The sequence below is a fragment of the Pseudomonas sp. Ma2-10 genome (assembly GCF_054330215.1).
The window spans coordinates 14,691-36,503 of record NZ_JBTEYL010000001.1 but is presented as its reverse complement, the minus strand read 5'-3'; the positions used below and the strand labels follow the sequence as shown (position 1 = coordinate 36,503).

21 protein-coding genes and 1 pseudogene are annotated in these 21,813 nt (G+C 57.9%); 17 read left to right on the top strand and 5 right to left on the bottom strand.

Going from position 1 to position 21,813, the window contains the following annotated elements; genetic code table 11:
- The first annotated feature begins 62 nt into the window (after positions 1 to 62).
- From secA to ACXPVS_RS00180, 4 genes are all read left to right on the top strand, one after another.
- On the top strand, positions 63 to 2,798 hold the full coding sequence (gene secA, locus ACXPVS_RS00195) for a preprotein translocase subunit SecA (RefSeq protein WP_458508114.1): 2,736 nt from the start codon (positions 63 to 65) through the stop codon (positions 2,796 to 2,798).
- Positions 2,799 to 2,920: 122 nt separating this feature from the next.
- Entirely contained in the window at positions 2,921 to 4,138 is a 1,218-nt protein-coding gene (argJ, locus tag ACXPVS_RS00190) for a bifunctional glutamate N-acetyltransferase/amino-acid acetyltransferase ArgJ (protein WP_458508113.1), read from the top strand.
- Between the two features lie 97 nt (positions 4,139 to 4,235).
- Positions 4,236 to 4,868, top strand: coding sequence for a glutathione S-transferase family protein (locus ACXPVS_RS00185; RefSeq protein ID WP_458508112.1), 633 nt, complete (start codon positions 4,236 to 4,238; stop codon positions 4,866 to 4,868).
- Positions 4,865 to 5,809 (top strand): Nudix family hydrolase, encoded by a 945-nt coding sequence (locus ACXPVS_RS00180; RefSeq protein WP_458508111.1) that lies wholly within the window; start codon positions 4,865 to 4,867, stop codon positions 5,807 to 5,809. Before ACXPVS_RS00185 ends, ACXPVS_RS00180 begins: the two co-directional genes overlap by 4 nt.
- Positions 5,810 to 5,852: 43 nt before the next feature.
- On the opposite strand, the gene ACXPVS_RS00175 is transcribed toward ACXPVS_RS00180, so the two are convergent.
- Genes ACXPVS_RS00175 through ACXPVS_RS00165 form a run of 3 tightly spaced genes read right to left on the bottom strand, consistent with a single transcriptional unit; the run spans position 5,853 to position 9,436 of the window.
- The gene (locus tag ACXPVS_RS00175; protein ID WP_458508110.1) at positions 5,853 to 6,434 is read right to left on the bottom strand and encodes a cob(I)yrinic acid a,c-diamide adenosyltransferase; all 582 of its coding nucleotides are present in this window, start codon (positions 6,432 to 6,434) and stop codon (positions 5,853 to 5,855) included.
- A gap of 2 nt (positions 6,435 to 6,436) precedes the next feature.
- Positions 6,437 to 8,473, bottom strand: coding sequence for a sensor histidine kinase (locus ACXPVS_RS00170; RefSeq protein ID WP_458508109.1), 2,037 nt, complete (start codon positions 8,471 to 8,473; stop codon positions 6,437 to 6,439).
- Positions 8,474 to 8,518: 45 nt separating this feature from the next.
- Positions 8,519 to 9,436, bottom strand: a complete 918-nt coding sequence (locus tag ACXPVS_RS00165; protein WP_458508108.1) for a putative 2-dehydropantoate 2-reductase — start codon at positions 9,434 to 9,436, stop codon at positions 8,519 to 8,521.
- A gap of 141 nt (positions 9,437 to 9,577) precedes the next feature.
- Here ACXPVS_RS00165 and ACXPVS_RS00160 point away from each other — a divergent pair.
- From ACXPVS_RS00160 to ACXPVS_RS00150, 3 genes and pseudogenes are all read left to right on the top strand, one after another.
- Positions 9,578 to 10,062, top strand: a pseudogene (locus tag ACXPVS_RS00160) (YajQ family cyclic di-GMP-binding protein); the annotation flags it as partial.
- Position 10,063: 1 nt separating this feature from the next.
- Positions 10,064 to 10,153: DUF520 family protein (locus ACXPVS_RS00155; protein WP_458508511.1), on the top strand; the 90-nt coding region annotated here is incomplete at its 5' end.
- Positions 10,154 to 10,300: 147 nt separating this feature from the next.
- On the top strand, positions 10,301 to 11,143 hold the full coding sequence (locus ACXPVS_RS00150) for a mechanosensitive ion channel family protein (protein WP_458508107.1): 843 nt from the start codon (positions 10,301 to 10,303) through the stop codon (positions 11,141 to 11,143).
- A gap of 139 nt (positions 11,144 to 11,282) precedes the next feature.
- Here the strand turns inward: ACXPVS_RS00150 and ACXPVS_RS00145 are convergent, their stop codons facing one another.
- Positions 11,283 to 12,629 carry an OprD family porin gene (locus ACXPVS_RS00145; protein ID WP_458508106.1) on the bottom strand — a complete coding sequence of 449 codons (1,347 nt, stop codon included), beginning with the start codon at positions 12,627 to 12,629 and terminating at the stop codon, positions 11,283 to 11,285.
- A 916-nt stretch (positions 12,630 to 13,545) separates the two neighbouring features.
- On the opposite strand from ACXPVS_RS00145, the gene ACXPVS_RS00140 reads away from it, so the two are divergent.
- A complete protein-coding gene (locus ACXPVS_RS00140) occupies positions 13,546 to 13,971 on the top strand; it encodes an HIT domain-containing protein (RefSeq protein ID WP_458508105.1) in 426 nt (141 codons plus the stop codon).
- 3 nt (positions 13,972 to 13,974) lie between these two features.
- Positions 13,975 to 14,181 (top strand): SlyX family protein, encoded by a 207-nt coding sequence (locus ACXPVS_RS00135; protein ID WP_008029236.1) that lies wholly within the window; start codon positions 13,975 to 13,977, stop codon positions 14,179 to 14,181.
- A gap of 70 nt (positions 14,182 to 14,251) precedes the next feature.
- Here the strand turns inward: ACXPVS_RS00135 and ACXPVS_RS00130 are convergent, their stop codons facing one another.
- Entirely contained in the window at positions 14,252 to 14,854 is a 603-nt protein-coding gene (locus tag ACXPVS_RS00130; protein WP_458508104.1) for a cold shock domain-containing protein membrane protein, read from the bottom strand.
- 307 nt (positions 14,855 to 15,161) lie between these two features.
- Here ACXPVS_RS00130 and ACXPVS_RS00125 point away from each other — a divergent pair, with 307 nt between their 5' ends.
- From ACXPVS_RS00125 to ruvB, 8 genes are all read left to right on the top strand, one after another.
- On the top strand, positions 15,162 to 15,632 hold the full coding sequence (locus tag ACXPVS_RS00125) for a Dps family protein (protein WP_458508103.1): 471 nt from the start codon (positions 15,162 to 15,164) through the stop codon (positions 15,630 to 15,632).
- Between the two features lie 270 nt (positions 15,633 to 15,902).
- Positions 15,903 to 16,241, top strand: a complete 339-nt coding sequence (locus ACXPVS_RS00120) for a ribbon-helix-helix domain-containing protein (RefSeq protein ID WP_458508102.1) — start codon at positions 15,903 to 15,905, stop codon at positions 16,239 to 16,241.
- A 136-nt stretch (positions 16,242 to 16,377) separates the two neighbouring features.
- Complete coding sequence (locus ACXPVS_RS00115; RefSeq protein WP_010457489.1) at positions 16,378 to 16,599, top strand: FmdB family zinc ribbon protein; 222 nt, start codon at positions 16,378 to 16,380, stop codon at positions 16,597 to 16,599.
- Between the two features lie 94 nt (positions 16,600 to 16,693).
- Complete coding sequence (gene aspS / locus ACXPVS_RS00110) at positions 16,694 to 18,469, top strand: aspartate--tRNA ligase (protein ID WP_458508101.1); 1,776 nt, start codon at positions 16,694 to 16,696, stop codon at positions 18,467 to 18,469.
- 123 nt (positions 18,470 to 18,592) lie between these two features.
- Complete coding sequence (locus ACXPVS_RS00105) at positions 18,593 to 19,339, top strand: YebC/PmpR family DNA-binding transcriptional regulator (protein WP_149628447.1); 747 nt, start codon at positions 18,593 to 18,595, stop codon at positions 19,337 to 19,339.
- Between the two features lie 127 nt (positions 19,340 to 19,466).
- Positions 19,467 to 19,991: a crossover junction endodeoxyribonuclease RuvC gene (gene ruvC, locus ACXPVS_RS00100; protein ID WP_008147379.1), complete on the top strand. Its 525-nt coding sequence runs from the start codon at positions 19,467 to 19,469 to the stop codon at positions 19,989 to 19,991.
- 115 nt (positions 19,992 to 20,106) lie between these two features.
- Complete coding sequence (gene ruvA, locus ACXPVS_RS00095; RefSeq protein ID WP_458508100.1) at positions 20,107 to 20,721, top strand: Holliday junction branch migration protein RuvA; 615 nt, start codon at positions 20,107 to 20,109, stop codon at positions 20,719 to 20,721.
- Positions 20,722 to 21,783, top strand: a complete 1,062-nt coding sequence (ruvB, locus tag ACXPVS_RS00090; RefSeq protein WP_458508099.1) for a Holliday junction branch migration DNA helicase RuvB — start codon at positions 20,722 to 20,724, stop codon at positions 21,781 to 21,783. It begins immediately after the preceding gene.
- Positions 21,784 to 21,813: the final 30 nt, after the last annotated feature.

The window sequence follows — 21,813 nt, the reverse complement described above, 5'->3', positions numbered from 1 at the left end:
GGGCTGCACGGGCGACTCACGGGGCCGCCCTCCATCCCTTTAGTGTGGAAGATCCTGCCGATATGTTTGCGCCTTTGTTAAAGAAACTTTTTGGAAGCAAGAACGAGCGTGAAGTCAAACGCATGCACAAGACGGTGCAACTCGTCAATGCCTTCGAAGAGCAAATGGTGGCCCTCTCGGACGATCAATTGCGTGCCAAGACAGAAGAGTTCAAGGCCCGCATCGCCAAAGGGGAAACCCTCGACAAGCTCCTGCCAGAAGCCTTTGCGGTCGCCCGCGAAGCCGGCAAGCGCGTCATGGGCATGCGCCACTTCGATGTCCAGCTGATCGGCGGCATGACCTTGCATGAAGGCCAGATTGCAGAAATGCGTACCGGTGAAGGCAAGACCCTGGTGGCTACACTGGGCGTTTACCTCAACGCACTGTCCGGCAAAGGCGTGCACGTTGTTACCGTGAACGATTATTTGGCCCGCCGTGACGCCAATTGGATGCGTCCCCTCTACGAATTCCTTGGCATGACGGTCGGTGTGGTTACACCTTTCCAGCCGCCGGAAGAGAAACGTCTGGCCTACGCCGCTGACATTACCTACGGCACCAACAACGAATTCGGTTTCGACTACCTGCGTGACAACATGGCGTTCAGCATGGAAGAAAAATTCCAGCGCGAACTCAATTTTGCCGTGATCGACGAAGTCGACTCCATCCTCATCGACGAAGCCCGTACCCCGCTGATCATTTCCGGTCAGGCCGAGGACAGCTCCAAGCTGTACATCGAGATCAACAAACTGATCCCGCAGCTTGAGTTGCACGTCGAAGAGGTTGAAGGCGAAGTCACCAAGGCCGGCCACTACACCGTCGACGAGAAGACCCGTCAGGTTGAGCTCAACGAAGCCGGTCACCAGTTCATCGAAGACATGCTGGCCCGCGTTGGCCTGCTGGCTGAAGGCGAGAGCCTGTACTCGTCGCACAACCTCGGTCTGCTGACTCACGTTTATGCCGGTCTGCGCGCTCATAAACTGTTCAATCTCAACATCGAATACATCGTGCAGGATGGCCAGGTCGTTCTGGTCGACGAACACACCGGTCGCACCATGCCGGGTCGCCGTCTGTCCGAAGGCCTGCACCAGGCCATCGAAGCCAAGGAAAACCTGAACATTCAGGCCGAAAGCCAGACCTTGGCCTCGACCACGTTCCAGAACTACTTCCGTCTGTACAACAAGCTGTCCGGCATGACCGGTACCGCTGACACCGAAGCATTTGAATTCCACCAGATCTACGGTCTGTCGGTGATGGTTATCCCGCCGAACAAACCGCTGGCGCGCAAAGACTACAACGACCTGGTGTTCCTGACCGCCGAAGAGAAATACGCGGCGATCATCACTGACATCAAGGAATGCATAACCCAGGGCCGTCCGGTGCTGGTGGGTACTGCAACCATCGAAACTTCCGAGCACATGTCTGCGCTGTTGCACAAGGAAGGCATCGAACACAAGGTTCTGAACGCCAAGTTTCACGAAAAAGAAGCCGAGATCATTGCCCAGGCCGGTCGTCCAGGCGCACTGACCATCGCCACCAACATGGCCGGTCGTGGTACCGACATCCTGTTGGGCGGTAACTGGGAAGTGGAAGTGGCCACCCTGGAAGACCCGACCCCTGAGCAGATTGCCCAGATCAAGGCCGACTGGCAGAAACGTCACCAGCAAGTGCTCGAATCGGGCGGTTTGCAGGTGATTGCTTCCGAGCGTCACGAATCGCGCCGTATCGACAACCAGTTGCGTGGTCGTGCCGGTCGTCAGGGTGACGCCGGTTCCAGCCGTTTCTACCTGTCGCTGGAAGACAGCCTGATGCGCATCTTCGCCTCTGATCGGGTGAAGAACTTCATGAAGGCCCTGGGCATGCAGCCTGGCGAGGCGATCGAGCACCGTATGGTGACCAACGCCATCGAGAAGGCTCAGCGCAAGGTTGAAGGTCGCAACTTCGATATTCGTAAGCAACTGCTCGAGTTCGACGACGTTAACAACGAACAGCGTAAAGTGATCTATCACATGCGTAACAGTTTGTTGGCTGCCGACAACATCGGTGAAACCATCGCCGACTTCCGTCAGGACGTGCTCAACGCAACCGTCATCGTGCATATTCCACCGCAATCGCTGCCTGAACAGTGGGACGTGGCCGGTCTGGAAGCGGCGTTGCAGAGCGACTTCGGTGTGGCGCTGCCGATCCAGAAATGGCTCGACGAAGATGACCACCTGTACGAAGAAACCCTGCGCGAGAAGCTCATGACCGAGCTGCTGGCCGCGTACAACGAGAAAGAAGAGCAGGCGAGCGCCGAAGCGCTGCGCACCTTCGAGAAGCAAATCGTTCTGCGTGTGCTCGACGACCTGTGGAAAGACCACCTGTCGACCATGGATCACCTGCGTCATGGCATCCACTTGCGTGGTTATGCACAGAAGAACCCGAAGCAAGAGTACAAGCGCGAGTCCTTCACGCTGTTCTCCGAGCTGCTGGATTCGATCAAGCGCGACTCGATCCGTGTGCTGTCCCACGTTCAGGTTCGCCGCGAAGATCCGATCGAAGAAGAACAACGCCTGCGTCAGGAGGCCGAAGCACTGGCTGCGCGCATGCAGTTCCTGCACGACGAAGCGCCGGGGCTCGAGCAACCGGAACAGCGAGGTGAGGAGGTCGATGTCGCCCTTGCCGTCGCTCCGGTACGCAGTGAACAGAAGCTGGGCCGTAACGAACTTTGCTACTGCGGTTCGGGCAAGAAGTTCAAGCATTGCCACGGGCAGATCCAGTAAAACCCGTTTCATACGCTGAAATACCCGCGCCGCGACCGGCTTATGCCGTCGCGGCGTTTTGCCATTTAAACCACCGTTCTTCCTGAAAGCGGTGCTGACATCATTTATTTAGGAGCGCATTCATGGCTGTTGGTCTTGGTCCTTTGCCAACGTTGCACCCGGTTGCCGGTTTTGAACTCGGTATCGCCTCGGCTGGCATCAAACGCCCAGGGCGCAAGGATGTTGTGGTCATGCGCTGTGCCGAAGGTTCCACGGTCGCTGGCGTGTTCACGCTGAACGCCTTTTGCGCGGCTCCTGTGATCCTGGCCAAGCAGCGTGTGCAAGGTCCGGTGCGTTACCTGTTGACCAATACCGGCAATGCCAACGCCGGCACTGGTGAACCAGGCCTTGCCGCCGCCGAGCGTACGTGCGCCAAACTGGCTGAGCTGGCCGGCGTCGACGCCAGCCTGGTGCTGCCGTACTCCACCGGTGTCATCGGCGAACCGCTGCCGGTCGAGAAAATCGAAGGGGCTCTGCAAGCCGCCCTCGACGACCTGTCGGTCAACAATTGGGAAGCGGCCGCCACCGGCATCATGACCACCGACACCCTGCCCAAAGGTGCCAGCCGCCAGTTCCAGCATGACGGCGTGACCATCACCGTCACCGGTATCAGCAAAGGCGCGGGCATGATCCGCCCGAACATGGCGACCATGCTCGGCTACATCGCCACCGACGCCAAAGTCTCCCGCGACGTGCTGCAAAACCTGCTGCTGGACGGTGCCAACAAGTCGTTCAACCGCATCACCATCGACGGCGACACCTCGACCAATGACTGCTGCATGCTGATCGCCACCGGTCAGGCAGCACTGCCGGAAATCACTGAAGCCGGCGGTGATTTGTTCGCCAAGCTGAAACAGGCTGTGTTCGAAGTGTGCATGGACGTGGCCCAGGCCATCGTTCGTGACGGCGAAGGCGCGACCAAGTTTGTGACCGTTGAAGTCAACGGCGGCGGCAATCACCAGGAGTGCCTGGACGTCGGTTACACCGTGGCTCACTCGCCACTGATCAAGACCGCACTGTTCGCCTCCGACCCGAACTGGGGCCGCATTCTGGCCGCCGTCGGCCGTGCCGGCGTACCGAATCTGGACGTGAGCAAAATCGACGTGTTCCTCGGTGATGTCTGTATCGCCAGTCGTGGCGCACGTGCATCGACTTACACCGAAGCCCAGGGCTCGGCCGTGATGCAGGAGGAAGAAATCACGATCCGTATCGAATTGGGTCGCGGTGATTGCAGCGAAACCATCTGGACCACTGACCTGTCCCACGAATACGTGAAAATCAACGCCGAATACCGCACTTAAGCCAGACCGGGTCGCCCCCATCGCGGGTAATCCCGCGATGATGGCCGACCAGACACTAACGATTCTGGCCCATACCCCCTATCAAAAGGTCCCGAGCATGAGCCTTCACCTGATCATCGGCGACAAACTGATTTCCTCCTGGTCCCTGCGCGGCGCTTTGGCCCTCGACCTGGCCGGCGCCCCTTACACCGAAGAACTGATCAAGTTGAACCAGGCGGATACGCGTGAGCGTCTGCTCAAGCACTCGCCGGCCGCGAAAGTCCCACTGCTGAAAACCGAACACGGCACCATCGCCGATTCCCTGGCGATTGCCGAGTATCTGGCAGAGCAGTTTCCCGACGCCGGCCTCTGGCCCAAAGACACCGCCGCCCGCGCCCAGGCCCGTTCGGCTTGCGCGCAGATGCACAGCGGTTTCTTCGCCTTGCGCGGCAACATGCCATTCGACTTGAGCCACGACGCTGCATTGTCGCCGACACCGGCCGACGTCCAGGCCGACATTGAGCGTATGTTGGCGTTGTGGGCCGAGTGCCGTGCCGCCACCACCGAAACCGGTCCGTTCCTGTTTGGCGGCGCGACCCTGGCCGATGCCTTCTTCGCGCCGATCGCCGTACGCCTGCGCACCTATCAGGTGAGGCTGCCCGCAGCGGACGCGGCCTACGTCGAAACCATCTACCAATGGCCAGCCTTCAAGGCTTGGCGGAAGGCTGGTCTGGAGGAAGTAGAACGGTGAAACGAGTCCACGTAGCTGCCGCTGTTATCCGTGATGGCAGTGGCAAGATCCTCATTGCCCGCCGTGCCGACACCCAGCATCAAGGTGGGCTGTGGGAATTTCCCGGTGGCAAGGTCGAGGTCGACGAATCCGTCGAAACCGCCCTCGCTCGCGAACTCCTTGAAGAGTTGGGCATCGTGGTCAACGCGGCTCGTCCGTTGATCAAGGTCCGGCACGACTACCCGGACAAGCAAGTGTTGCTGGACGTTTGGGAAGTCTCGGCTTTTACCGGCGAACCGCACGGCGCCGAAGGCCAGCCGTTGGAATGGGTCGCGCCCCGCGATCTGCTGAACTACGAGTTCCCGGCGGCCAACCAGCCGATTGTTGCGGCTGCACGGTTACCTGAGCAGTATTTGATTACCCCGCAAGACCTGGAAACCCCGGCCTTGCTACGCGGTATTCAAAAAGCCATTGCCAGCGGTATCAAGCTGATCCAGTTGCGAGCACCCAACGGCTACGATCCGAAGTACCGCGATCTGGCGGTGGACGCGGCGGGGTTGTGTGCGGGCAAGGCGCAGTTGATGATCAAAGGGCCGTTCGAATGGCTGGGTGATTTCCCGTCCGCCGGTTGGCACATCACCTCCGCGCAACTGCGCAAATATGCGGCGGCTGGCCGCCCGTTACCGGCGTCGCGCTGGCTGGCGGCGTCCTGCCATAACGCTGAAGAACTGGCGTTGGCCGAGCAGATGGGGGTGGATTTTGTGACCCTGTCACCGGTGCAACCGACCCTGACTCATCCGGGTGCTCAACCGCTGGGTTGGGGGCAAGCTTGCGCGTTGATCGAAGGTTTCAGCAAACCGGTGTTCTTGCTCGGTGGCGTTGGCCCGGCGGATCTTCAGAAAGCCTGGGAAGCGGGCGCACAGGGTACGGCGGGGATCCGGGCGTTTTGGCCTGAGGCTTAACGCCCGATCGTTCCCACGCACGCGTGGGAACGATCCGTTACGCTCAGTTGGAAGGTTTCGCTGCCGGCTGCCACAAAATCTCGGCAATCCCTTGCCGCTTGGCAATCAACCGCGCCACCACAAACAACAAGTCCGACAACCGATTGATATACGCCAACCCAGCCCCGTCCAATGGTTCGACAGCATTCAAATGCTGACACCGCCGCTCCGCACTACGCGCCAGGCTTCTGCACACATGGGCCTGAGCAATCAACGCCGAACCACCTGGCAGAATGAAATTCTCCAGCGGCCCCAGCTCTTCATTCCATGCATCGATCGCCGTTTCCAGACGTTCGACTTCTGCCGTGTTCAAGGCCTGATACACCGGCATCGCCAACTCACCGCCCAGATCAAACAACCGATGTTGGCAAGGCGCTAAAACCTCAATCACCTCGTTCAATCCGGGATAGGTGCCACGTTCCATCGCCAACCCGGCCAATAGCACTCCCACCTGACTGTTCAGCGTATCGACCTCGCCAATGGCTTCGATCCGTGGATGGTCCTTTGGCACGCGGCGGCCGTCGCCCAGCCCGGTTTCGCCTTTGTCGCCGGTGCGGGTGTAAATCTTCGACAAGCGAAAGCCCATGGTTACCTCGATAGCTGATTGAGTTCTTGAGAGACGAGCGCGGAGCCCGCCAAGGGCAGGCGCAAGGTGAAACACGTGCCTTGGCCCAGGGTCGATTGCACTTCCATCTGACCCTTGTGGTTGTTGGTAATGATGAAGTACGAGACCGACAGGCCAAGGCCGGTGCCCTGACCGATTTCCTTGGTGGTGAAAAATGGCTCGAAGGTGCGTTTGCGCACGCTTTCGCTCATACCGACGCCATTGTCCTCAACCTGGATTTCCGCCCAGGGGGGATTCAGTTTGGTGCGCAGAATGATCCGTCCCGGCTCGGGGTCGTCTTCACGTTGGTGAATGGCCTGAGCGGCGTTTTTCAACAGATTGAGCAGCACCTGCTCCAGTTCGTTCGCCGTGCCGGGCACGGGGCCGAGTTGTGGATCGAACTGGCGAATGATTGCCTGGCCCTTGAAGTCGAAACCGATCGTCAGGTCGAAGTCGTTGCTGGCGATTTCCACTGCTTGATCGATCAGCGCCGGCAGGTCGCACGGGGCCATTTGCCGGGTACTGCGGCGACTGAAGCTGAGCATGTGCGTGACAATCTTTGCCGCCCGGGCGCCAGCCTGTTGAATGCCGTCGAGCAACTGCGGCACTTCGCGTGCTTGCAGGTATTTGTTAACCGTATCCAGTGCGATCCCGGTTTGCTCGGCTTGTTCGAGATTCTTCGGCAGATCAGGCGAAAGGCGTCGGCGAATGTTTTGCACGTTGTGCAGGATCGCGCCTAACGGGTTGTTGATCTCGTGAGCCATGCCCGCGGCGAGGCCACCGACCGAGAGCATTTTTTCCGACTGCACCATCATTTCTTCCAGCGACAGACGCTGAGTGATGTCGTCGATCCGGATCACCACGCCGCGCCCGGCACCACCCATCAGCGGGTAAAACGTCAGGGCGTAGTGCTTGGGTTCTTCGTCCTTGAGCCACGTCACTCGTTCAATCTTGGCAACCGTGTGTTGCTCGACGGTTTGCTTGAGTTGCGGCAAGAACTGCTTGAGCGGTTCGAACGCGAGAAAAATCGGCTGGTTCAAAGCTTCGTCCAGGCGCGTACCAGACAGGGCGCTGGCCTCCTGATTCCACTGGGTTACGTAGAGCTGTTCATCAAGGGCGATCAGCGCCGAGGGCATGGAGTCGATGATGCTGTTGAGGTAGTTCTGGAAACCGGTGAGCTTCTTCTCGATCTTGCTGCGCACCTGAACTTCGAGCTCCAGTTTGCGATTGGTATGACGGGTTTCTTCGGCCAGGCCCTGAGCCTGGTCATACGCCGCCTGGGAATCGTCCCGGGCCCGCTTGAGTTGCTGCTCCCGGGCTTCGATCCGCGAGAGCATGGTGTTGAACGCCTCGGCGAGGCTGCCGATTTCGTCATGGTTGCCGCGGGAGGCGCGCAGGGCGTAGTTCTCTTCCCGGGTCACTTGCCGGGACAACTCTTCGAGCTGATGAATTGGCCGGGTGATCAGGCGTTTGATCTGCCGGGCGATCACCAGCCACAACAGCACACTGAAGATCAGAATCCCGAGGCTGGCGGTCAGGGTCCCGGTGTAGAACGCCATTGGCAGTTCGCTGCTGGCGACCAGTAACAGGTGACCTGGCACGGTGCCGGGGCGGGGCAGGGTGATGATTTGGTTGCTGCGAAACTCGGTGGCTTGCCAGGATTCAATGTGCCGGTAACGTGTTGGCAGGCTCAGGTTGTCGCCATGCTGCAACTGCGCCAGACGCTCGCCCTTGCCATCATAAAGGGCCGCCGCACGCAGCGGTGAATAGCTGTTGAGCTCGTTGAGCAGGCGTTCGGCACTTTGCGGTGACTGCAAGGCTTCGGACACCAGGCTGGGGTTGGACACCAGGCGGCCGATGGTCTGCAAGGCCTGAGGGGCCATGCTTTCCTGGGAAATGTAGTACGCAGCGCTGATAAAGGTCAGGTTGGCGACCAGCAGGACGGTGGTCAACAGCACCAGCAGGGCGGCCAGTAATTTCTGGCCGACCGGAAGGTTTTCAAGACGCTGGCGCAATGGCATCAGGTTCATCGCTGAAAAGGAACAAGTGGCCAGCGTAGCCGCTGCTCAGTCGCTGGGCAATCCAAGGCTGTGAAGATGGGTGATCAACCGTTGCTCAAGTTGATTGAGGTGCGGCAGGTTCAACTGATGCCTCGCGGCAGCTTTGCAGGCATGACCCAATAGATAGCTGATCTCGGTCCGGCGCTGGTTTGCGACGTCCTGGTACATCGAAGAGTAGTTGGCGGCGGTCGCGTGAATCACCCGTTCGACTTCCTGTTGAAGGTCCTCGGCTGCTGCTGGTTGACCGCACCGCTCAAGCAGCTCGGTCAATTCGACGCAAAGGGTAGCGATTTCGCAGTGGTGTTCCTGCAAACCGCCATTGCGGCAATCGTGCAGCACGGTCAGCGGATTGATCGCGCAGTTAAGCGCCAGTTTTCGCCACAGCCGGGTCAGAATGTCGGTGCTCCACTCGTGGGGAATACCGGCGGCGCTCACGTCATCCAGCCAGATCGGCGCCACGGGATGCCCGGCATCCCCCAGCCAGGTGTAACCATGGCCGGCGAACACCACGCGCCAGTCGCCATCGCGAAAGGCGCCTTCGGTGCTTGACGCGCTAATGCAGCGTGCCTGCGGCACCTGCGTGGCGACGGCGTCCTGACTGCCAAGACCGTTCTGCAGCAGGATCAGCTCGGCGTCGGTAGCCAGGCGCGGTGCCAGTTGGGCCACTGCTTTCTCGGCATCGTAGGCTTTACACGCTACCAACAGACGGTTGATCGGTTCGCTGTTGTCGGGTGTCTCGGCGGGCACTGGATAGCACTTCGCTTCACCGTGTTCGACCAGCGTCAGCCCACCCGCCGCCTCATACGCCTCTAAGCGTGCAGCGTCCCGCACGATCAGCTTGACCGGCACGCCGGCCCGGGCCAGTCGAGTAGCCCATAAGGTGCCAAGGCTGCCGGCGCCCAGAACATGCCAGGTGGTGGGCATCAGGTTTTTGCTCTGTTTATCGCGCGCATGGGAGGCTCGCAGTGAATGATGGGAAAGACCCGTTATAATCAGCGCGGATTTTAACCGCAAGCCAGGCGTGCTCCATCGTGATTGAGCATGCCCTTTTATTGGAGAGATTACATGCCGTCGTTCGACGTGGTATCCGAACTGGACAAACACGAAGTCACCAACGCGGTCGAGAACGCCGTCAAGGAACTCGATCGTCGTTATGACCTGAAAGGCAAAGGCAGCTTCGAGTTCAAGGAAAAGGACCTGACCGTCAACCTGACCGCTGAAGCCGATTTCCAGCTCGAAGCGATGATTGAGATCCTCAAGCTCGCCCTGGTCAAGCGCAAAATCGACGTGCAGTGCCTTGAAATCAAGGATGCCTATGCGTCGGGCAAACTGATGAAGCAAGAAGCGGTCCTCAAGGAAGGCATCGACAAAGAGATGGCGAAGAAAATCGTCGCTCATGTCAAAGACGCCAAGCTCAAGGTTCAGGCTGCCATTCAGGGTGAGCAGGTGCGCATTACCGGCAAGAAGCGTGATGACTTGCAGGAAGCCATTGCGGCCCTGCGCGCCAAGACTTTCGATATGCCGCTGCAGTTCAACAACTTCCGCGATTGNAAGAAGCGTGATGACTTGCAGGAAGCCATTGCGGCCCTGCGCGCCAAGACTTTCGATATGCCGCTGCAGTTCAACAACTTCCGCGATTGACCTTTCAGGCGGGAACCCTGTGGGAGCGAGACCGGCTTGCCGGCGAAAGCGGTGTGTCATTCAATAGTGATTTCGACTGATATGCCCTCTTCGCCGGCAAGCCGGTCTCGCTCCCACCCGGATTGTGCTTAACCCAGGAGAATGTAGATGGATTTGAATACTGAAATAGACAGCTTGGTCAAGGCATCCCAAGCCTGGATTCCGATGATCATGGAATACGGCAGCCGCGTGCTGCTGGCGGTGATCACCCTGAGCATCGGCTGGTGGCTGATCAACAAGGTGACGCAAAAGCTCGGTGGTTTGCTGGCGCTGCGTAATGCCGACCTGGCATTGCAAGGGTTTATCAGTAACTTGGCAAACGTCATTCTCAAGATACTGCTGATGGTCAGCGTAGCGTCGATGATTGGTGTTGAAACCACGTCGTTCGTTGCGGCCATCGGTGCGGCCGGTCTGGCCATCGGTCTGGCCTTGCAGGGCAGTCTGGCGAACTTCGCCGGCGGCGTGCTGATTCTGTTGTTCCGCCCGTTCCGCATTGGAGACTGGATCGAAGCCCAAGGTGTCATGGGCACCGTGGACAGCATTCAGATCTTCCACACCGTGCTGCGTACGGGAGATAACAAAACCATCATCGTCCCTAACGGTAACTTGTCTAACGGCATCATCATCAACACAAATCGGCAGCCAACCCGCAAAGTCGTGTTTGATGTGGGGGTGGATTACGAAGCGGATTTGCAGAAGGCTCGCGCAGTATTGCTGGAACTGGCCAAGGATGAGCGTGTACTGACTGATCCGGCTCCACAAGCAGTCATTACTACCTTAGGCGACAGTTCGATTACTGTTTCGCTGCGGGTGTGGGTCAAGACGGCGGATTACTGGGATGTGATGTTCATGTTCAACGAACAGTCTCGTGATCGTTTGAAAACGGCCGGTATTGATATCCCGTTTCCACAGCGGGTGATTCGAGTGGTTCAGGAAGCAGCCGTGCAGTGATCCGTCTTTCGACCATGTCTGACTCTTAGGTCAGGCATGCTCTGGAAAATTCGATTATCTAGATGCTGTGTTGTAGCCAATAAAAAGGCCCATCCGAAGATGGGCCTTTTGTTTGTTACCGCAAATTAACTGCTTGCGATTACAAGATCGACAGCGGGTAGTCAACGATCAGGCGGAACTCTTTGATATCGCCTTCACCTTGGTCAGCATTAGCGAAGTGCCATGCTTGACGAATGCGGAAGGAGAGATCTTTTGCCGGGCCAGTCTGAACAACGTACTTGGCTTCGAGGTTGGTTTCGTTGTGCTTGCCATCTTCACCGTACAGACCCGCGTAAGAACTGCCTGCAGGTGTGTGGGTGCCGTCGATGCCCCAACCTTTAACATACCGGGTCATGAAGCTCAGACCAGGAACGCCGTACTCGGCCATTTTCAGGTCGTAACGAACCTGAGCAGACTTCTCGCCAGGGGCGTTGAAGTCAGAGTACTGGATGGAGTTGGCGAGGAAGACCGAGTCGCCGCCGCGATTGTTCTTGCCGATACCGATGTAGTCGAACGGGGTATCGCCATTAACCTTTTGGAAGGCCAGGGTGATGGTGTGTGCTTTCAGGAACGAAAGAGCAGTTGCCAGCGAGAATGCTGTGTTGCTGATGTCGCCAGCTTTCGCGCTACCGGTATCAGTGGTGCGGTAGATGTTGAAATCGGTGTTCAACGACGTGTCACCACCAAACGGAGTGGTGAGGTTCACGTTGGCGTAGTACTGGTTCCAGATGTCTTCCAGCTTGGCGCCGTACAGCGAGGCGCTCAGGTTTTCGGTGATACCGTACCTGCCACCGAAATAGTCGATAGTGTTGGCTTCAACGCCTGCGTAGGTTGCATACAGGCCGCCATCACGGGCGTTTTTGTCCTGGCTGGAACCCGAGTAGAAGTGACCGGCTTCGAGGTCAAGGTCTTTGACTTCACTGCTTTGCAGTTGGAAACCGCTGGCAACTTGCGGAAGGATACGGGAACCGCCAACAGCGAACACTGGAGCAGTGCTTGGCCGCATATCGCCGACTTTCAACTCGGTTTTGGAGACGCGGAATTTAACGGCTGCGCCGGCTTTGCCTTGGCTGTCGTTGACGTCACGGCCACCGTTGGCATTGACGGTATCGCTACGGCTCATGTTGCCCGAACCGGAAGTGCCATCGCCACCATCCAGTTTAACGGCCAAGTAACCGAATGCATCAACGCCAACGCCAACAGTACCCTGGGTGTAACCGGAGCTGAAGTTGCCCCAAATGCCCTGGGTCCAGTCTTTTACGTCGCGGGCGCCGTCTTTGTTGTCACGGTTGAAGTAGTAGTTGCGAAGCAGCAAGTCGAACTTGGCGTCTTCAACAAAACCTTTGGCTTCAGCCTGGTCACTTACAAAAGGTGCGGCCGTAGCCAATTGAGTACTGGCTGCTGCTGCAACTGCCAGTGCGATCATGCTCCACTTCATCACGCGCATCGTGATTTGCTCCTTTGGTTTTAGAAGAGTACTGCCGTCCCACCTGATTTATTATCTGGGCGGCTCTTTCTTTTTGTGTCGGCGCAAACTTATATCACGCCGACCCTGTTGGCGATACTTGCGTATCTACCCTTTCGGCTTCTTTACGAGCCTGTCGCAAATAGCGTGGTAGATGTCGCAAATTTACAGCCTCAATGCAAGCGGGCTGGCAACTTTAGCGTTGTTTTCCAGAGCCTGAGCATCGGTAAAAAGAGTCCCTGGTGAAACGTTTGGATCTCCATCGGGCAACCCTGCCACTGTTTTTATTTGCCTTAAGAGCGTCCACTTCCCGTGGTTGCTCTAGAGGCGATGTGGGTGTGAATGCAACAAACGTGCACAAAACAGAATCCAGCTGGTTTTTTTTCTGAAAGTCTGCCTGTCGCTGTAAAAGCCTCATAAAACCGGGGTGTTCAAGCACGTTTTCTTCGGGCTTGACGCCTTGGTTTGCATCGTGTTGTACCCTCGTGGTCGACTGCGTGACAACCCCAAACGTTACCGGTTCACCCCGCCAGTGAGTAAATGGCGGATACCTGACCGACTCAGCGTAGACGCACTGTGCGTTTTTGGTGCAAAAAATTTTAATCGTTGTACGAAATTCGGACAGTGCGGCCGTTTGCCAAATTCGAACGCGTCGTTGTTTGTCAGTCAGTTCGGCGATTTTTGTGTGGCTGCTGGTTCTGTAATGGTGCGTCCTGACTGAAAATGACTCATCGTGGGGCGCGTGACCGTTCGTTTGTAGGTTCCCGGGACGGCTTCGACACTGGTTCGTCGTGAAGCGTGCGGCGTTCGCAGGTATGCTGCCGTCCTGTCGCTTGGTGCGCCGTCTCTCGGGATGGGCGCTAAGCTGAAAAATGATGACCCGGCGGGAGTGCGCGCAGTGTTTGCTTTAGATCCACGACTTCAACAAGACACGTTACCGATCGGGGATTTCCCACTCTGCCGGTTGCTGCTGTCCAACGATTCGACCTACCCCTGGTTCATTCTGGTGCCACGTCGCGAGGATATCAGTGAGATATTTCAGTTAGGTGTCGCAGATCAACAGCAGCTGTGGCAGGAAACGACCGCACTGGCAGAAATGCTCAAGGACTCGTTTGACGCGGACAAATTGAATGTCGCAGCCTTGGGTAACGTCGTCAGTCAGTTGCACATGCATGTAATTGTGCGCAAGCGAGAGGACGCCGCTTGGCCGGCGCCGGTCTGGGGTCAACACCCGGCCAAGCCTTATGGCTCAGAGCAGATTGCGTTGATTCGCGAACGGTTGCGCCTGGTATTGACCGATGATTTCACGTTTCTGGAGGGTTGAATCATGAGCCTGGAAGAACGCGTTACCGATCTGGAGAGCCAGTTGGCGTTTCAGGATGACACCATCCAGGCATTGAGTGATGTGCTGGCGACGCAGCAGCGAGCGGTTGAGCGCCTGCAACTGCAAATGGCCGCATTGCTCAAGCGGCAAGAGGAAATGGCCGGTCAGTTCGAGACGTTTGAAGAAGAAGCGCCACCGCCGCATTACTAAGTGTGACCAACAGATGGGCAATAAAAAACCGCGAACAGCCAGGCTGTCCGCGGTTTTTTTTAGCCTTGAATCAACGGCGCGGCAGGGCAGCGATCACATCTTCGGCTTGCAGGCCTTTGTCACGATTCATGACGGAGAACTCCACGCGCTGGCCTTCGACCAGAACACGATGACCTTCGCCACGAATGGCCCGGAAATGCACGAAGATATCGTCGCCGGAGTCACGGGAAATAAAGCCGAAGCCTTTGGAGGTGTTGAACCACTTGACGGTGCCGGTATCGCGGTTGCTCATGTCATAGCTTGGCGAGGCGGCGGCCGGTGAAGATCTGTAGAAGCTGATGGCCAGGTGCAGAAGAACGGCAATCAGGGCCGCGACCAGGCTGAACAGAACAGCAGGTTGACCGGCAATGACCGGCATCGGCGCGATCAGCGTCAGGGTTTGCAGGACGACGGCCAGAACCAGCAGGGCGCTGACCAGGTTTTGCAGTTGATGACGCGGGCCTTTGTTCCAGTAAGGGATAACAGGAGCGAGGGTGAGGTTGAGCAGGCCGAAAAAGGCCAGGTACAGCGCATCAGATTGTTGCAGGTAAGGTATGGCTTCGGATCGCAGGCTAGGGATGAAGGACAACAGCAAGGCTGCTGCGCCCATTAGCAGGTGGACAATTTTCAACATTTTGATTAACTCACGTTAAGACGGATCACAAGGAAGAGCTGATTGAGCACGGTTCGCTTCAGAACAATAAGAGGCGTTGGACACGTACCCGGTACCAGCCTATGCGCAGCCCCCGGAAAATAGGCGGTAGCGACACACTGCCTATTTAACAGCAAAGCCTGCGGCTACTCAAATCAGGCAGTCCAGCGGTGCCCTGAGGGTCGATTTGTCGCAGGTAACCGCAGAACCCGAGGCTGCGGGGTGCCGACAGGCTTGCTAGAGTGGTCCTGCACCTGTCGGATGAATTTCATCACCTTAGGGGAAACACATGGCAATCGATATCGGTATCAGTGAAGAAGATCGCAAGTCCATCGTTGACGGACTTTCCCGCCTGCTGTCGGACACTTATGTACTTTATTTGAAAACCCATAACTTCCATTGGAACGTTACCGGTCCGATGTTTCGGACCCTGCACTTGATGTTCGAGGAGCAATATAACGAGTTGGCCCTGGCCGTCGATTCGGTTGCCGAGCGAATTCGCGCTCTCGGATTTCCTGCCCCGGGCGCCTATTCTATTTATGCGCGTCTTTCTTCCATTAAGGAGGAGGAGGGTGTGCCCAGCGCCGAAGACATGATCAAGCAACTTGTCGACGGCCAGGAGGCGGTCACGCGTACTGCACGCGGGATCTTTCCACTGCTCGACAAGGTCAGTGACGAGCCAACGGCTGATCTTCTGACCCAGCGAATGCAAGTCCACGAGAAAACCGCGTGGATGCTGCGTTCCCTGCTGGACCAGTAACAATAGGGGTGCGCGGATGGCGCCCTTGGGGTGTTATTCGCGGCCTGTCTTCTCGTGACTTTAAATGTCTTTTTGTTGAGTGATTTTACGCTCATGCGTGTAGGGGATTATCCGGCGTAGGACGGTCTCCATGATCGCCCTTCAGTTGTTGGCTTATCCTACATTGATGGTCATAAAGTCATCTGGATATAACTTTGCGCCTGCGCTTTTATAGAGAAACAGCTTGTTGCTCTTATAAAAAAGCAAGGATGGCAAAGGAGTGTCAACGATATGGTTTACGAAGGCAGGCGAAGCGAGGGGAGTGGCGGTCCAGTTAAGGATATAAGGATCGATCCATTTGTCAGTGAATTTGATATGGGCCTGGCCCAGCCTTTATCCCGATCAGTGCGGTTGAATGGTTTTGCAACCTGCTTGCGGCTTGAGCAGGTCTATTGGGATATTTTGGGCGACATGGCCAAGGTCAACTGCTGTACGGTCAGTGCGCTGCTGTCCCATGTGGATCGCGAGGTGCATTTACGTCACGGCGGGGTCAAGAACTTCACCGGGCTGGTGCGGGTTGTGTGCGTCGTGCACAGCCTGAAGGAAGGCGGCTGCGTCGCCATGCCTTAGCCGCAGGGGTGGAATGGGTAGAGTGTCGGTCTGTGCAGTCTTACGGCTGCACAGGCTGCATTTAATGGATATAATCCCGCTCTTTGCCGCAAAACCCAGCGTATGCGGTAGCAATCTGATCGCCGAGACAACCCCCATGCCGATGTACGACTATCAATGTGCTTCCTGTGGTCATCAGTTGGAAGCCATTCAAAAGATCAGCGCAGCACCGCTGGTCGACTGCCCGGCCTGCCAAGCGCCAGAGCTTAAGAAGATGCTGTCCATGCCGGGCTTCCGCCTTAGCGGCACCGGCTGGTACGAAACCGATTTCAAGACCGGTTCCAAGAAGAATCTGGCCGGCGGCGACAAAGCTGACTAGGGTCTGGAGCCTGAGTTGAACGACACGTGCGAGCTCTTGCAACATCTGCAAGGCCTCCAACCGAATTTCGATTACGAGAAGTGAAACCACTACCATGATGCGCAGCCATTATTGCGGCCAACTGAACGAAGCCCTGGAAGGCCAGGAAATTACCCTTTGCGGATGGGTTCACCGTCGCCGTGACCACGGTGGTGTGATTTTCCTCGATATCCGTGATCGTGACGGTCTGGCTCAGGTGGTGTTCGACCCGGACCGCGCTGAAACCTTCGCCGCCGCTGATCGCGTGCGCAGCGAATACGTGGTCAAGGTCACCGGCAAGGTGCGCCTGCGCCCGGCCGGTGCCGGCAACGCCAACATGGCGTCGGGCATGATCGAAGTGCTGGGCTACGAGCTGGAAGTACTGAACGAAGCCGAAACCCCGCCGTTCCCGCTGAACGAGTTCTCCGACGTCGGCGAAGAAACCCGCCTGCGTTATCGCTTCATCGACCTGCGTCGTCCGGAAATGCTCGAGAAGCTGCGCCTGCGTTCGCGCATGACCACCAGCATCCGTCGCTACCTGGACGAGAACGGCTTCCTCGACGTCGAGACGCCGATCCTGACTCGCGCTACCCCGGAAGGTGCGCGCGATTACCTGGTGCCGAGCCGTACTCACGCCGGTTCGTTCTTCGCCTTGCCGCAATCGCCGCAGCTGTTCAAGCAACTGTTGATGGTTGCCGGCTTCGATCGCTACTACCAGATCGCCAAGTGCTTCCGCGACGAAGACCTGCGTGCCGACCGCCAGCCTGAATTCACTCAGATCGACATCGAAACCAGCTTCCTCGATGAAAAAGACATCATCGGTATCACCGAAGGCATGATCCGCAACCTGTTCAAGGAAGTGCTGGATCTGGAATTCGGTGAGTTTCCGCACATGACCTACGAAGAGGCCATGCGTCGTTACGGTTCCGACAAGCCGGACCTGCGTAACCCGCTGGAACTGGTTGACGTTGCCGATCAACTGAAAGAAGTCGACTTCAAGGTGTTCAGCGGCCCTGCCAACGACCCGAAATGCCGCATCGCCGCCTTGCGCGTTCCAGGCGCGGCGAGCATGCCGCGCAAGCAGATCGACGACTACACCAAGTTCGTCGGCATCTACGGCGCCAAGGGCCTGGCGTACATCAAGGTCAACGAGCGCGCCAAAGGCGTTGAAGGTCTGCAATCGCCGATCGTCAAGAACATCCCTGAAGCCAACCTCAATGTGATCCTTGATCGCGTTGGCGCGGTTGACGGCGACATCGTGTTCTTCGGTGCCGACAAAGCCAAGATCGTCAGCGAAGCCCTGGGCGCGCTGCGGATCAAGGTCGGTAACGATCTGAACCTGCTGACGTGCGAGTGGGCACCGATGTGGGTTGTCGACTTCCCGATGTTCGAAGAGAACGACGACGGTAGCTTCACTGCCTTGCACCACCCGTTCACCGCGCCGAAGTGCACCCCGGAAGAACTGGAAGCCAACCCGGCGACCGCTCTGTCCCGTGCCTACGACATGGTGCTGAACGGCACCGAGCTGGGTGGCGGTTCGATCCGTATCCACCGCAAGGAAATGCAACAGTCGGTGTTCCGTCTGCTGGGTATCAGTGAAGCGGAACAGGAAGAGAAATTCGGCTTCCTGCTCGACGCCCTGAAATACGGCGCGCCGCCGCACGGTGGTCTGGCCTTTGGTCTGGACCGTCTGGTGATGCTGATGACGGGCGCCCAGTCGATCCGTGAAGTGATCGCCTTCCCGAAAACCCAGAGCGCCGCTTGCGTCATGACTCAGGCCCCGGGTGCGGTAGATGCCAAGGCCCTGCGCGAACTGCACATTCGTCTGCGCGAAACGCCTAAAGCTGAGTAAGACTGACCAGTAGGGCGCATCTTCGGATGCGCCCTTTCTTTATAGAATGGTCGAGATTTTTATTTGCCGGCTGGTGCGTCATGGCGTGGCGGGCAATGTTTCAAAGAGAATTCGGAGCGAGTTATGGCGGGTCATTCCAAGTGGGCGAACATCAAGCACCGCAAAGAACGTCAGGATGCCAAGAAGGGCAAGATTTTCACCAAGTGGATTCGTGAGCTGACCGTTGCTGCGCGTCAGGGCGGTAGTGATCCGGGTTCAAACCCGCGTTTGCGACTGGCGCTGGACAAGGCCCTCGGCGCGAACATGAGCCGGGACATTATCGACCGGGCGGTCGCCCGCGGCGCGGGTGCTGCCGACACCGACGACATGGTCGAGTTGACCTACGAAGGCTACGGTCCGGGCGGCGTGGCGGTGATGGTCGAGTGCATGACCGACAACCGCAACCGCACTGCCGCCGCTGTTCGCCATGCATTCAGCAAGTGCGGCGGCAACCTCGGTACGGATGGTTCGGTGGCCTATCTGTTCGAGCGCAAGGGGCAGATTTCCTTCGCGCCGGGCGTCGATGAAGATGCGCTGATGGAAGCGGCGATGGAGGCCGATGCCGATGACGTGGTGACCCACGAAGACGGCTCCATCGACGTATTCACCTCGTTCGCCGGTTTCTACTCCGTGCGTAACGCGCTGGAGGCGGCCGGTTTCAAAGGCGATGATGCGGAAATCGTGATGCTGCCGACCACCAGCGCCGAACTGGACCTGGAAGGCGCCGAGAAGGTTCTCAAGCTGATCGACATGCTTGAAGACCTGGATGACGTGCAGAACGTCTACTCCAACGCAGACATTCCAGAGGCCGTCGCCGCACAGCTCGGTTGATTGATCTGCAATACTCTTGAAGCCGGAAGTGCAAGCCGTGATGACCTCACCGCCACGCACGTCCGGCTTCTGCCTTTACGCCGTGCAAGTGTTTGCCGGCGGGCATCATTTTGAAGCTGCAGGCGTTATGACTTTAATTCTTGGTATCGACCCCGGCTCGCGCATTACCGGTTATGGCGTAGTGCGTGATACCGGGCGTGGTTGCGTTTACGTGGCGTCGGGCTGCATTCGCACAGGTTCCGGCGAGCTGCATGAGCGCCTGCAAATCGTCTATCGCGGCGTGCGCGAAGTCATCCAGACCTACGGCCCGGTGACCATGGGCATCGAAAAGGTCTTCATGGCACGCAACGCCGACTCTGCGTTGAAACTTGGCCAGGCCCGCGGCGCAGCTATCGTTGCCGGGGCGGAAGAAAGCCTGGAAATCGCTGAATACACCGCGACACAGGTCAAGCAAGCAGTGACCGGGACCGGCGCGGCGAATAAAGAGCAGGTGCAAATGATGGTCATGCACATGCTGAAACTGACCAGCAAGCCGCAAATTGATGCCTCGGACGCCCTGGCCATTGCCATTTGCCATGCTCACACCCGTTCCAGCCTGTTGCCCCATGGCCTGGGTACGGCACGCAGTCGTGGCGGGCGCTTGCGTCTCTGATAGCATCAGCAATCATTTTTTATCGAGCGAGGGTTTTGCGCCTGTACCGTCGGCGCAAGCCCCTCGCTCTGTCAGTCGCCAGCATTGATCTGGCCAACGCTCAAGGATCTGAAACGTGATTGGACGCTTGCGCGGCACTCTGGCTGAGAAACAGCCGCCGCACCTGATACTGGATGTAAACGGTCTGGGGTACGAACTGGAAGTGCCCATGACCACGCTTTATCGCTTGCCGTCGGTCGGTGAACCGCTGACCTTGCACACCCATTTGGTCGTACGCGAGGACGCGCAGTTACTCTATGGCTTCTTCGGCAAGCGTGAGCGAGACTTTTTTCGCGAGTTGATCCGTCTCAATGGCGTAGGGCCGAAACTGGCGCTGGCCCTGATGTCGAGCCTGGAAGTCGATGAGCTGGTCCGCTGCGTGCAGTCCCAAGACACCTCGGCCCTGACCAAGGTGCCGGGCGTGGGCAAGAAGACTGCCGAGCGTTTGCTGGTGGAACTCAAGGATCGCTTCAAGGCCTGGGAAACCGTACCGGCGATGTTCGCTTTGGTACCAAACCAGCCGGGTGAGCCAGATACGACGCCGGTCGCCACCGCCGAAAATGACGCGGTCAGCGCGCTGATCTCCCTGGGCTACAAGCCGCAGGAAGCCAGCAAGGCGATTTCTGCGATCAAGGAGAAAGGTTTGAGCAGTGAAGACATGATTCGTCGTGCCCTGAAGGGAATGATCTAAGTGATTGAAGCTGATCGTCTGATTACCGCCACGCCTGGCCCTCGTGACCGCGAAGAAGTCCAGGATCGGGCGATTCGTCCTGTCAGCCTGGCCGAGTACATTGGGCAGCCGACCGTTCGCGAGCAAATGGAGTTGTTCATCCAGGCTGCCCGTGGGCGCAATGAATCCCTGGATCACACACTGATTTTCGGCCCGCCGGGTCTGGGTAAAACTACCTTGGCCAACATCATCGCCCAGGAAATGGGTGTCTCGATCAAGAGCACCTCGGGCCCCGTGCTTGAGCGCCCGGGTGATCTGGCTGCGCTGCTGACCAATCTTGAGCCACACGACGTGCTGTTCATCGACGAAATCCATCGGCTCTCGCCGATCGTCGAAGAAGTGCTGTATCCGGCCATGGAAGATTTCCAGCTCGACATCATGATCGGCGAAGGGCCGGCCGCGCGGTCGATCAAGCTGGATCTGCCGCCGTTCACCCTGGTCGGTGCGACGACGCGGGCGGGGATGCTGACGAATCCGCTGCGCGACCGCTTCGGCATCGTCCAGCGCCTGGAGTTCTACAACATCGCGGATCTGGCAACGATTGTCAGTCGTTCGGCGGATATCCTCGGCTTACCGCTGGACCCGGAAGGCGCCTTCGAGATCGCCCGCCGTGCCCGTGGTACGCCGCGGATCGCCAACCGCTTGTTGCGCCGGGTACGGGATTTCGCCGAAGTACGCGCCAAGGGGCACATCACCAAACCAGTCGCCGACCTGGCCTTGAACCTGCTGGATGTCGATGAGCGTGGTTTCGATCACCAGGATCGACGTCTGTTGTTGACCATGATTGAGAAGTTCGACGGTGGGCCGGTCGGGGTCGATAGCCTCGCCGCGGCCATTAGTGAAGAGCGACACACTATTGAAGACGTGCTGGAGCCGTACCTGATCCAGCAGGGCTACATCATGCGTACGCCACGGGGGCGTGTGGTGACCCGGCATGCGTACCTGCACTTCGGTTTAAACATCCCGTCACGATTGGGCGAGATGCCCGTGGTAGACGAGTTCCTCGATGCCGTGGACGATTAATAACCTTTGCGCGCTGATTTATTCGGGGTT